Origin of the sequence: Streptomyces sp. NPDC048696 (genome assembly GCF_043198895.1) — a bacterium.
In the GTDB taxonomy this organism is placed as follows: Bacteria; Actinomycetota; Actinomycetes; order Streptomycetales; family Streptomycetaceae; genus Streptomyces.
The window spans coordinates 429,629-442,000 of sequence record NZ_JBICVJ010000003.1 but is presented as its reverse complement, the minus strand read 5'-3'; the positions used below and the strand labels follow the sequence as shown (position 1 = coordinate 442,000).

The 12,372-nt window shown below is 69.8% G+C and carries 8 protein-coding genes; 7 read left to right on the top strand and 1 reads right to left on the bottom strand.

Annotation, left to right across the window (positions count from 1 at the left end; translation table 11 throughout):
- Positions 1 to 285: 285 nt before the first annotated feature.
- From ACGFRG_RS08280 to ACGFRG_RS08265, 4 genes are all read left to right on the top strand, one after another.
- A complete protein-coding gene (locus ACGFRG_RS08280; RefSeq protein ID WP_188276669.1) occupies positions 286 to 969 on the top strand; it encodes a PadR family transcriptional regulator in 684 nt (227 codons plus the stop codon).
- A 50-nt stretch (positions 970 to 1,019) separates the two neighbouring features.
- Positions 1,020 to 2,102: an inositol-3-phosphate synthase gene (locus ACGFRG_RS08275; protein WP_361423075.1), complete on the top strand. Its 1,083-nt coding sequence runs from the start codon at positions 1,020 to 1,022 to the stop codon at positions 2,100 to 2,102.
- 80 nt (positions 2,103 to 2,182) lie between these two features.
- Positions 2,183 to 3,484, top strand: coding sequence for an MFS transporter (locus ACGFRG_RS08270; RefSeq protein WP_393262473.1), 1,302 nt, complete (start codon positions 2,183 to 2,185; stop codon positions 3,482 to 3,484).
- Between the two features lie 60 nt (positions 3,485 to 3,544).
- Entirely contained in the window at positions 3,545 to 4,066 is a 522-nt protein-coding gene (locus ACGFRG_RS08265) for a hypothetical protein (protein WP_361423081.1), read from the top strand.
- 111 nt (positions 4,067 to 4,177) lie between these two features.
- Here ACGFRG_RS08265 and ACGFRG_RS08260 read toward each other — a convergent pair whose 3' ends face one another.
- Positions 4,178 to 5,620 (bottom strand): CCA tRNA nucleotidyltransferase, encoded by a 1,443-nt coding sequence (locus tag ACGFRG_RS08260; RefSeq protein ID WP_361423084.1) that lies wholly within the window; start codon positions 5,618 to 5,620, stop codon positions 4,178 to 4,180.
- 242 nt (positions 5,621 to 5,862) lie between these two features.
- On the opposite strand from ACGFRG_RS08260, the gene ACGFRG_RS08255 reads away from it, so the two are divergent.
- The 3 genes from ACGFRG_RS08255 to ACGFRG_RS08245 all read left to right on the top strand — a co-directional run bounded on the left by ACGFRG_RS08255 (position 5,863) and on the right by ACGFRG_RS08245 (position 12,354).
- Complete coding sequence (locus tag ACGFRG_RS08255; protein ID WP_393262469.1) at positions 5,863 to 8,211, top strand: DUF6049 family protein; 2,349 nt, start codon at positions 5,863 to 5,865, stop codon at positions 8,209 to 8,211.
- A gap of 52 nt (positions 8,212 to 8,263) precedes the next feature.
- Positions 8,264 to 10,498 carry a murein biosynthesis integral membrane protein MurJ gene (gene murJ, locus ACGFRG_RS08250; RefSeq protein ID WP_393262467.1) on the top strand — a complete coding sequence of 745 codons (2,235 nt, stop codon included), beginning with the start codon at positions 8,264 to 8,266 and terminating at the stop codon, positions 10,496 to 10,498.
- Positions 10,499 to 10,626: 128 nt separating this feature from the next.
- Positions 10,627 to 12,354 (top strand): protein kinase family protein, encoded by a 1,728-nt coding sequence (locus tag ACGFRG_RS08245; protein ID WP_393262464.1) that lies wholly within the window; start codon positions 10,627 to 10,629, stop codon positions 12,352 to 12,354.
- The last annotated feature ends 18 nt before the right edge of the window (positions 12,355 to 12,372 follow it).

Here is a 12,372-nt window from a genome sequence, read left to right as displayed (position 1 = left end):
GCGTCCGCTGTGCACCCGGTATGCCGATGGCGCTGTACGCGCCGACGCCCCCTGACGTCATTCGGCCACCGGTGGTCTGCATGCCGCACAGACTACGCACGGTCAAAACCCACCTAGGGCCGAAGTTCACCCCAAATCAGGCAAGTTGCTTCCCATGAATTGACGATGTGACGCCGTTCACGATGGCCCCTCTTGTCGCAGGGGCGACACCGTTCTATCGTCAGGATGTATCGAGTCGATACATCAGCACGGCATAAAGGTCCGCGGCGACAGAGGAGGCGAAGGGTGAGCAGACGCTCCGGCATCCTCGAATTCGCCGTACTCGGTCTGCTTCGCGAGGCCCCGATGCACGGGTACGAGCTGCGCAAGCGGCTCAACACCTCACTGGGGATCTTCCGGGCCTTCAGTTACGGGACCCTCTACCCCTGCCTCAAGACGCTGGTCGCGAGCGGCTGGTTGATCGAGGAACCGGGCAGCGCTCCCGAGGACGCGCTGGCCGCTTCACTCGCAGGGCGCCGGGCCAAGATCGTCTACCGGTTGACGGCCGAGGGGAAGGAGCATTTCGAAGAACTGCTCTCCCACACCGGCCCCGACACCTGGGAGGACGAGCACTTCGCCGCCCGTTTCGCCTTCTTCGGGCAGACGGAGCGCGAGGTGCGGATGCGCGTGCTGGAAGGTCGTCGCAGCCGGCTGGAGGAGCGCCTGGAGAAGATGCGCGCCTCCCTGGCCCGTACGCGCGAGCGCCTGGACGACTACACGCTTGAGCTCCAGCGTCACGGCATGGAGTCCGTGGAGCGCGAGGTGCGCTGGCTGAACGAGCTCATCGAGAGCGAGCGGGCAGGGCGGGATCAGCGATCCGGCCCGGCCACCGGCTCCGCTCAGCAGGACCACACATCAGGAGAGACGGGCGGCCTGCCCCGGCATCGGGACAGTACCCGGCCGGATCCGTCCGAGGACACCGCCAACTGAAGGCCCTGCGTCCGCAGGACTTCGTCGAGAACACACAGGGAGCAACCGGAATGGGTTCGGTTCGCGTAGCCATCGTCGGCGTGGGCAACTGCGCCGCCTCGCTGGTGCAGGGCGTCGAGTACTACAAGGACGCCGACCCGGCCGGCAAGGTGCCGGGTCTGATGCACGTCCAGTTCGGCGACTACCACGTCAAGGACGTGGAGTTCGTGGCCGCGTTCGACGTGGACGCCAAGAAGGTCGGCCTCGACCTCGCGGACGCCATCGGTGCGAGCGAGAACAACACCATCAAGATCGCGGACGTGCCCTCCACGGGCGTCACCGTCCAGCGCGGTCACACCCACGACGGTCTGGGCAAGTACTACCGCCAGACCATCGAGGAGTCCGCCGAGGCCCCGGTCGACATCGTCCAGGTCCTCAAGGACAAGCAGGTCGACGTTCTGGTCTGCTACCTCCCCGTCGGTTCCGAGGTCGCCGCGAAGTTCTACGCGCAGTGCGCCATCGACGCCAAGGTCGCGTTCGTCAACGCCCTCCCGGTCTTCATCGCCGGTACCAAGGAGTGGGCGGACAAGTTCACCGAGGCCGGTGTGCCGATCGTCGGTGACGACATCAAGTCGCAGGTCGGCGCCACCATCACGCACCGCGTCATGGCGAAGCTGTTCGAGGACCGGGGTGTCATCCTGGACCGCACGATGCAGCTGAACGTCGGCGGCAACATGGACTTCAAGAACATGCTCGAGCGCGAGCGCCTGGAGTCCAAGAAGATCTCCAAGACGCAGGCCGTCACCTCCCAGATCCGCGACCGCGAGCTGGGCGAGGACAACGTCCACATCGGCCCGTCCGACTACGTCGCGTGGCTCGACGACCGCAAGTGGGCGTACGTGCGCCTTGAGGGCCGCGCCTTCGGTGACGTTCCGCTGAACCTTGAGTACAAGCTCGAGGTGTGGGACTCCCCGAACTCCGCGGGTGTCATCATCGACGCCGTCCGCGCCGCGAAGATCGCCAAGGACCGCGGCATCGGCGGCCCGATCCTCTCCGCGTCCTCGTACTTCATGAAGTCCCCGCCGGTCCAGTACTTCGACGACGAGGCCCGCGAGAACGTCGAGAAGTTCATCAAGGGCGAGGTCGAGCGCTAAGTCTCGGCTTCCGTGCCACTGTTGAGGGTCCCTGTGCCGCACCGGCACAGGGACCCTCTTCATATGTGACGCTTGCACACATGCCCGTCGTGCGTGATCTGCGCGTACTCCTGCGCCTGATGAATTTCCGGCATCTGCTGGCCGTACGGCTGCTGTCCCAGGCGGCGGACGGCGTCTACCAGGTCGCGCTCGCCACGCATGTCGTCTTCTCCCCCGAGAAACAGGCCTCGCCCACCGCGATCGCCTCGGCCATGGCCGTCCTGCTGCTGCCCTACTCCGTGGTCGGCCCCTTCGCGGGCGTCCTGCTCGACCGCTGGCAGCGGCGCCAGGTCTTTCTGTACGGCAATCTGCTGCGCGCCCTGCTGGCCGGCTGCACCGCGCTGCTCCTGGTCGCCGCCGCGCCCGACCCGCTCTTCTACGCCTCCGCGCTCTGTGTCACGGCCGTCAACCGCTTCGTCCTGGCCGGGCTGTCGGCCGCGCTGCCGAGGGTCGTGGACGCGGACCGGCTCATCATGGCCAACTCCCTCTCCCCGACAGCCGGAACGCTGGCCGCGACCGCCGGCGGCGGCCTCGCCTTCGGGGTGCGCCTGCTGGTTCCCGTCGACGCCGCGACCGTCCTGCTCGGGTCCCTCCTCTATCTCTGCGCGGCCCTGTGGTCGCTGCGGCTCGCGCCCGCGCTCCTCGGGCCCGACCCCGAGTCGGCACAGCCCGGTCTGGGCACGGCGATCCGTACGACGGCACGCGGGCTCGTCGACGGGCTGCGCCATCTGCGGCAACGCCCGTCGGCCGCCCGGGTCCTGGCCGCGATGACGCTCCTGCGCTTCTGTTACGGGGCCCTGACCGTCATGGTGCTGATGCTCTGCCGGTACGCCTGGGCCGACGGCACCTCCGACGGGCTGGCCCTGCTGGGGCTCGCGGTGGCCATCTCGGGCGCGGGGTTCTTCGCCGCGGCCGTCGTGACGCCCAGTGCGGTGGCGCGGCTGGGCCCCTATGGGTGGATGGCGGTGTGCGCGGCGGCAGCGGCGGTGCTGGAACCCGCTCTGGGGCTCTCGTTCGCTCCCGTACCCATCCTGATCGCCGCCTTCGTGCTGGGGCTGGTCACCCAGGGCGCGAAGATCTCCACGGACACGGTGGTGCAGTCCTCGGTGGACGACGGGTTCCGGGGCCGGATCTTCTCGCTCTACGACGTGCTCTTCAACGTGGCCTTCGTCGGTGCGGCGGCGGTTGCCGCGCTGATGCTGCCGCCTGACGGCAAGTCGGCCCCTCTGGTGGTCACGGTCTCCGTCATCTACGCGGCGGTTGCAGTGTTTATGACCCGCTTTCAGCGCGGCCAGTGTCACATGAGGGCCACAGAGTCCCCTCCGGTATCGGGGTTGTCGTAGCGGACCGCTACCTTACGGGCGTCATACATCGCCTGTTTTTCACCAAGGGGGAACCCCGAAGTGTCCACTCCGCCGCCCCAGGGCCAGAACCCGTACGCGCCGCAGCCCAACGCTCCCTACGGCCAGCCGCAGGGCGCAGGGCCGTACGGGCCGCCGCAGGGAGGCGCTCCGTACGGTCAGCAGCCGGGCCAGCCCGGGGTCCCGCAGCAGCCGTCGCCCTACTTCAACCAGGGCGCCCCGATACCGCACGCGCCCGCGCCGGCCCCGCCGCGCCGCAACGTCAAGAAGATCGTGCGGATCGTCGTCGCGGTGAGCGTCGTCATCGCCGCGGCCGTGGGCTGGTACACCAGCCGTCATGACGCCGACACCGCCAAGGTGGGCGACTGCATGAGCATCGGCAACCCGACCAGCAGCACGCACCCGGACCTGAAGGTCGTGAGCTGCGACGACTCCAAGGCCAAGTACAAGGTCGTCGAGAAGAAGGACGACAACAGCGGCTGCGACCGCACCAAGTACTCGGAGTACACGCAGACGGGCGGCAGCAAGGACTTCACCCTCTGCCTGGAGGACTACAAGAAGTAGTCCGAGGCAGACGCGAGGGGCGATGTTTCACGTGAAACATCGCCCCTCGTCGTACCACCGTGCCACCGTGTTTCACGTGAAACGCCGCCATGTTTCACGTGAAACATGGCCTCAGCCCTGCGCGGCCCACCACTCCTTGAGCGCCGCGATGGCCGCGTCGTGCTCCATCGGCCCGTGCTCCAGCCGCAGCTCCAGCATGTGCTTGTACGCCTGCCCGATCGCCGGACCGGGGCCGATCCCCAGGATCTCCATGATCTGGTTGCCATCCAGGTCCGGGCGGATCGAGTCGAGCTCCTCCTGCTCCTGAAGCTGCGCGATCCGCTCCTCAAGGCCGTCATAGGCTCGCGAGAGCGCGCCGGCCTTGCGCTTGTTCCGCGTGGTGCAGTCCGAGCGGGTCAGCTTGTGCAGCCGGTCGAGAAGCGGGCCGCCGTCGCGTACGTACCGGCGCACCGCCGAGTCGGTCCACTCGCCCGTGCCGTAGCCGTGGAAGCGCAGATGCAGCTCCACCAGCCGCGAGACATCCTTGACCATCTCGTTGGAGTACTTCAGCGCGGTCATGCGCTTCTTGGTCATCTTCGCGCCGACCACCTCGTGGTGGTGGAAGGAGACCCGGCCGTCCTGCTCGAAGCGGCGCGTGCGCGGCTTGCCGATGTCGTGGAGCAGCGCGGCCAGACGAAGCACCAGGTCGGGCCCGTCCTTCTCCAGCGCGATGGCCTGGTCGAGCACCGTCAGCGAGTGCTCGTAGACGTCCTTGTGCCGGTGGTGCTCGTCGCTCTCCAGCCGCAGCGCGGGCAGCTCGGGCAGGACGTGGTCCGCGATCCCGGTGTCGACGAGCAGCCGCAGCCCCTTGCGCGGGTGCGCGGAGACAAGCAGCTTGTTCAGCTCGTCGCGCACCCGCTCGGCGGAGACGATCTCGATCCGGTCGGCCATCGCCTTCATCGCGGCGACGACCTCGGGGGCCACCTCGAAGTCGAGCTGCGCGGCGAAGCGCGCGGCCCGCATCATGCGCAGCGGATCGTCCGAGAACGACTCCTCGGGGGTACCGGGGGTGCGTAGCACCCGCTCCGCCAGGTCCTCCAGGCCGCCGTGCGGGTCGATGAACTCCTTCTCGGGGAGCGCCACGGCCATCGCGTTGACGGTGAAGTCGCGGCGGACCAGGTCCTGCTCGATGGAGTCGCCGTAGGACACCTCGGGCTTGCGCGAGGTCCGGTCGTACGCCTCGGAGCGGTACGTCGTCACCTCGATGAGGTAGCCGTCCTTCTGGCAGCCGACGGTCCCGAAGGCGATCCCGACCTCCCAGACCGCGTCCGACCACGGGCGCACGATCTTCAGCACGTCCTCGGGGCGGGCGTCCGTCGTGAAGTCCAGGTCGTTCCCGAGCCGGCCAAGGAGCGCGTCCCGCACCGAGCCGCCGACCAGGGCGAGCGAGAACCCGGCGTCCTGGAAGCGGCGGGCGAGGTCGTCGGCGACAGGGGACACCCTCAGCAGTTCACTGACCGCGCGGCGCTGCACCTGGCTCAGTGCGCTGGGATTGTCTTCATTGGCGTTCGGCACAACTGAAAAGGGTACGTGCCCCGGCCGACCGGAGCGTCCCCGTTTCCGCCCGCCCCGCGCGCACAGGCTCCCCAGACGTCCCCGGCGGCTTGAAATGGCGCCTCGCGCGCCGCCTTGTCACACTCTTCCGATCATGTGGAGCAGTCCACGGCACTTCGCCACAGTCCACCTCGTTACCATGCGGGGACGCAGAAACCGACAACCACCGACACAGCTGACGACGACGAGGGACGGGCGAACGCGTGGCCGAGGCGGCAGATTCTCAGGGGACGGGCCACTCTCCTGCCCGCCGGTGGCTGCGCCGCACCGCGGCGCTGCTGGTCGGCGCGCCCCTGCTCGCCGGTCTGCTCTCCGGGACGGCCGCCACGCCGGTGGCCCACGCCGCTGAGAAGGCCGCCGCGGGCAAGGCCGGGACCGGAACGCGCACCGTCCAGGTGACGCTCGACTCGATGACCCCGAGCGCCCCCGTCAAGAGCGACACGCTGACCATCTCGGGGACAGTCACCAACACGGGCAAGCAGCCCGTCACGAGCGCCCATGTGGGGCTGCGGGTCGGCGGGCGCCTCCAGGGCCGCACCACGATCGACGACGCCTCCCAGCGCACCGGCTTCACCCCCGGCGTCGACGCCGCCGAGCTCGGTGACGGGCCCACGGTCAAGTTCCCGAAGCTGGCCCCGGGGATCAGCCGGGACTTCACCCTCTCCCTGCCGGTGAGCAAGCTGGGCTTGGACGGGGACGGCGTGTACCAGCTCGGCGTCTCCCTCTCGGGCCAGACCCCGAACCAGCCGTACGACCAGGTCCTGGGCATCCAGCGGACCTTCCTGCCGTGGCAGCCGGAGGCCGTCGACGGCAAGAAGTCGCAGCTCACCTACATGTGGCCGCTGATCTCCTCGACCCACCTCACCGCGCAGACGGGCTCGGACGAGCAGCAGACACCGGTGTTCGCCGACGACTCGCTGGCCGCCGAGCTCGCCCCCGGCGGGCGCCTGGAGCGGATGGTCTCGCTCGGCAGCCAGCTGCCGGTGACCTGGGTGATAGACCCCGATCTGCTGGCCGCCGTCGACGCGATGACCCGGAACTACAAGGTCAACTCCGGCGACACCAATGTGCCGGGCACCAATCAGGAAGTGGCCAAGCAGTGGCTGAGCTCGCTTGAGGAAGCGGTGCAGGGCGACAAGGTCGTCGCGCTGCCCTTCGCCGACCCGGACCTGGCCTCGCTCGCCCACCGGGGCAAGGACGTCTCCGGCTCGCTGAGCCATCTGCAGGGCGCCACCGAGGTCGCCGAGAAGACCGTCGACACGATCCTGCACGTGACCCCGTCGGTCGACTTCGCCTGGCCGGTGGACGGCGCGATCGACCCGTCGATCGTGGATGTCGCCACCTCGGCCGGCGCGCACAACGTGATCGCCCGCAGCGACAGCCTCCGGGAGACCGGCAACCTGTCGTACTCGCCGACGGCCGCCCGGCCGATCGGCGGCGGCACCACCGCCGTGGTCGCCGACGCCCGGCTCTCCACGGCCTTCGAGGGCGACATGTCGAGAGCCGGCAGCTCCACCCTGGCGGTCCAGGAGTTCCTCGCCCAGACGCTGGCCGTCACGCTCCAGAACACCGACACCCAGCGCAGCATCGTCGTCGCGCCGCAGCGGATGCCCACCTCCAGCCAGGCCCAGACGATGGCGAGCGCCATCCGCGCCCTGAGCGGACAGCGCTGGACCCAGCCCCTCGGCCTCGACGCCGCCGCCTCGGCCAAGCCGGACTCCCACGCCACCACCCGGGTCCCCGGCTCCTCCTCGTACCCGGGAGATCTGCGCAAGGACGAGCTGCCGCCGCAGGCGTTCCAGGACATGCGCAGCACCCAGGGCACCCTGGACAAGTTCAAGGTCATCCTGACCGCCCCCGACCGGGTGGTCACCCCCTTCGGCAACGCCATCAACCGCGAGATCTCCACGTCCTGGCGCACCAACCGGGAAGGCGCGGTGGTCTACCGGGCCGGCGTCCAGAGCTATCTGGACAGCCTCACCGACAAGGTCCGGCTCATCCAGAAGTCCACGGCCACCATGTCGGGGCGCAGCGCCACCCTCGCGGTCACGGTGCAGAACCAGCTGGTCCAGCCCGTCGACAACCTGGTGCTTCGGCTGGAGCCGGGCAGCCCCACCCGCCTCAAGGTGACCACCAACGACGACACGGGCGGCGGCCAGCAGGTCAAGGTCGACGGCGGCCACACCCAGTCGGTGAAGTTCACCGCCACGGCGAACGCGAACGGCCCCGTTCAGGTGACCGCGCGGCTGTACACCCAGGACGGCACGCCGTACGGCGACCCCATGGAGTTCACGGTCCAGGTCTCCGAGATCACCCCGACGGTGATGCTGGTGATCGCCGGCGGTGTCCTGCTGCTCGTGCTCGCGGGCATCAGGATGTACACCCAGCGCAAGCGCTCGACGGCCCGGAAGGAGAACGGCGAGGAGAACGGGGACGGCGACGGCGCCGAGCCCGGACACGGTGACGATCCCGAGCAGCCGAGTGACCCGACACCGGACACCGGTCCGGAAAGCGGGGCCTCGCCCGGCCCGGGTGAGAAAGTGGAGCATTGAGCTATCGCTATGCCGTGGCCGGCCAGGCCGGGGACGATGAGGTGGGGTATCCATGAACGCGCCGTACGACGGTGACCGCGGGCAGGGCGCGGGCGGCGGCTCCGCGTCTTCCGGGGGCACGCCCCCGGTGCCTCCCTACGCCGGACAGGTGCCTGCGCCGCAGCAGCCCGTACCGCCGGACCCGTATCAGCCGCAGCAGCCCGTGCCAGACCCGTACCAGCAGCAGCCCGCGGCCGACCCGTACCTCCAGGACGCCTACGGCTACGACCCGTACCGGGCGCAGGACCTGTCCGCCCAGGACCCGGTGGGCGAGGCGCTGTACGACCGCGCCGCGCACCCGCCGCCGCCCCCGGGCACCTACGCCGAGCCGCAGCCGCTCTACCAGCAGCCGCCCGCGCAGCAGTACGCGCCGGACCCCCGGATCTGGGCCCAGACCCCGCCGCCCGAGCCGGACGGGCCGTCGCGTCATCTGCCGTACGGCGACACGGCGGGCACCACGCAGTTCGTGGGCGTCGACGACCTGGTGACCTACTCGGGCGAGGAGCCGCCCGAGCAGGACGCCTTCGCGTACCTCTACCGGGACCAGCAGGCGGCGGGCCCGGCACCGGCCGGTCCGGAGCCCGAGCCGCTGCCTCCCGTGCCGCCGAAGGAGTCGGGCGGCCGGGCCTCCAACCTGCTCAAGTCGAGCGCCGTGATGGCCGCGGGCACGCTCGTGTCCCGGCTCACCGGCTTCGTCCGCAGCCTGGTCATCACCGTGGCGCTGGGCACCTCGCTGCTCGGCGACACCTACACCGTCGCGTACACGCTGCCGACGATGATCTACATCCTCACCGTCGGCGGCGGTCTGAACTCGGTGTTCGTGCCGCAGCTGGTGCGGTCCATGAAGGACGACGAGGACGGCGGCGAGGCGTACGCCAACCGCCTGCTGACCCTCGTCATGGTGGCGCTCGGCGCGATCGTCACCCTCGTGGTCCTCACGGCCCCGCTGCTCATCAAGCTGATGTCGAGCACCATCTCGGACGACACGGCCGCCAACAGCGTCGCCGTCACCTTCGCCCGCTACTGCCTGCCCACGATCTTCTTCATGGGTGTGCACGTGGTGCTGGGGCAGATCCTCAACGCGCGCGGCAAGTTCGGCGCGATGATGTGGACGCCGGTACTCAACAACATCGTCATGATCGGCACGTTCGGCCTGTTCATCTGGGTGTACGGCACCTCGGGCGAGTCCCACATGGGGGTGCAGACCATCCCGGCGGACGGCATCCGGCTGCTGGGCATCGGCACGCTGCTCGGCCTGGTCGTCCAGGCCCTGGCGATGATCCCCTACCTGCGGGAGACCGGCTTCCGGTTCCGGCCGCGCTTCGACTGGAAGGGCCACGGCCTCGGCAAGACGGTCAAGCTCGCCAAGTGGACCGTGCTGTTCGTGCTCGCCAACCAGGCCGGCGTACTCGTCGTCACCCAGCTCGCCACGGCCGCCGGAAAGGCGTCGGGCGCTCACGGGGCGGGCTTCCTCGCCTACTCCAACGCCCAGCTGATCTGGGGCATGCCGCAGGCCATCATCACCGTCTCGGTGATGGCCGCGCTGCTGCCGCGCATCTCCCGCGCCGCGCACGACAACGACCCGGGCGCGGTGCGCGACGACATCTCACAGGGCCTGCGCAACTCGGCCGTCGCGATCGTCCCGATCGCCTTCGCGTTCCTGGCGCTCGGCGTCCCGATGTGCAGCCTGCTGTACGCCAACACCAGCACCGAGGCCGCGCGGTCCATGGGCTTCATCCTGATGGCGTTCGCGCTGGGGCTGATCCCGTACTCGGTCCAGTACGTCGTGCTGCGCGGCTTCTACGCGTACGAGGACACCCGCACGCCGTTCTACAACACCGTCATCGTGGCCGCGGTGAACGCCGCCGCATCGGCCGCCTGCTATGCGCTGCTGCCCGCCCAGTGGGCGGTCGTGGGCATGGCGGGTGCGTACGGGCTGGCCTACGCGGTAGGTGTGGGAGTGGCCTGGCGCCGACTGCGCAACCGGCTGGGCGGCGACCTGGACGGCGCGCACGTCCTGCGTACCTACGCGAGGCTGTGCCTGGCGTCCGTACCGGCGGCGGCGATCGGCGGCGCGGTGGCCTTCGCGTCGCTCAAGGGCCTTGGCCAGGGGGTACTCGGCTCGCTCGTGGCGCTGATCGTGGGCGGGGCAGTCCTGCTCGGAGTCTTCTTCGTCTCGGCGAAGAAGATGCGGATCGAGGAGCTGAACTCCATGGTCGGAATGGTGCGGGGACGCCTCGGGCGCTGAGCCCGCTGCCCGAGCACAACCATCGTCCGCCGCCGTGTGTCGTGCATAGCGCCGGACTGTGGGCACAATTGGCATGACTTTGCATGGCTGGCCGACAGCACGCAACGGATGGGGAGGCAGGAACGACGGTGGCGGAACGTAGCACGGCTGCCGTCGACGTGGCCGACAACAGCGGCGACAACCCGCTGACCGCCAAGGCGGACGCGGCCACGACCGACGGGGTGGCGGAATCCATCGATACGGCAGACACGGCGGAGCAGGGCGCCGGCGACACGGGCGGTGAGCGGAAGGCCGCGGAGCCCTCCATCGCCACACCGGAGCTGCACAGCGGCCACAAGCTCGCCAGACGCTACCGACTCGAAGAGTGCGTCACCCGTCTGGACGGTTTCAGCAGCTGGCGGGCGGTCGACGAAAAGCTCCGCCGCGCCGTCGGGGTCCATCTGCTCCCCGCGGACCATCCGCGGGCGCGCTCGGTGCTGGCCGCGGCCCGCTCGTCCGCGCTCCTCGGGGACCCCCGCTTCGTCCAGGTCCTGGACGCGGTGGAGGAGAACGACCTCGTCTACGTGGTCCACGAGTGGCTGCCGGACGCCACCGAGCTGACCGCGCTGCTGGCCCTGGGCCCGCTGGAGGCGCACGACGCCTACCAGATGGTCACCCAGGTCTCCCAGGCCATGGCTGCGGCCCACCGCGAGGGCCTGGCGCACCTGCGGCTGACCCCCGGCGCGATCCTTCGCACGTCGTCCGGGCAGTACCGCATCCGCGGGCTCGCGGTGAACGCCGCCCTGCGCGGCATCGCCTCCGACACCCCGCAGCGGACCGACACGGAGGCGATCGGCGCGCTCCTGTACGCCGCGCTCACCCAGCGCTGGCCGTACAACAGCGACGCGTACGGCCTGCACGGCCTGCCCAAGGGGGTCGGCCTGATCGCCCCCGACCAGGTACGGGCGGGAGTCCACCGGGGCCTGTCGGAGCTCGCCATGCGGGCGCTGGTCAACGACGGCGCCACCGCGTCGCGCCAGGAACCGGCCTGCACCACCCCGGACGAGCTCGTCAAGGCCATCTCGGCGATGCCGCGCATCCGCCCGCCGGAGCCCGCGTTCACGGCGCCGCCGGAGTACCAGCGCACCACCTACCAGCAGGGCACCTACGGCCGCCCGCCCGCCGGGCCGCGCCCGCAGGTCACCCAGGCCGTGCCCGTCCCGCCGCCGACGCTTCAGGGCCGTACCGGCAAGGTCATCAAGTGGGGTGTCTCGGCGCTGCTGATCGCCGCGCTGGGCCTCGGCAGCTGGCAGCTCGCGGACACGCTCCTGGGCCACGACAAGGGCGGCTCCGGCGAGTCCGGCACGTCCCAGCAGACGACCAAGACCGACGGCGACAAGCCGAAGGTGCCGGTGCCGCTGCGGATCCAGGGCGCCGAGGAGTACGCGCCGGACGGCAATCCGCAGGACGCCAGGGACGTGGGCAAGACGTACGACGGCGATGCCTCCACGTACTGGCGCTCCAAGAGCTACAACGACGGCCCCAAGCTCGCGCCCTTCAAGCAGGGCGTGGGCATCGTCTACGACCTCGGGTCCGAGAAGGACGTCTCGGCGGCTTCGATAGCGCTCCGGTACGGCGGCGACCACACCACACTGGCGCTGTACGCGGCGGACTCCATGTCGCCGGGGCCGGTCGGCTCGATGCAGCAGATCGCCACCACGACGACCAAGGGCACCACGGTCGATCTGAAGGCGAAGAAGCCGGTGAAGACCCGCTATGTCCTCCTGTGGATCACGGCGGCGCCGTACGCGTCCGGCGACGAGTTCAGTGTCTCCGGCTACAAGCAGGCCATAACAGACGTCAAGTTCACCGGCTGATCAGAGATCCGACAGCAG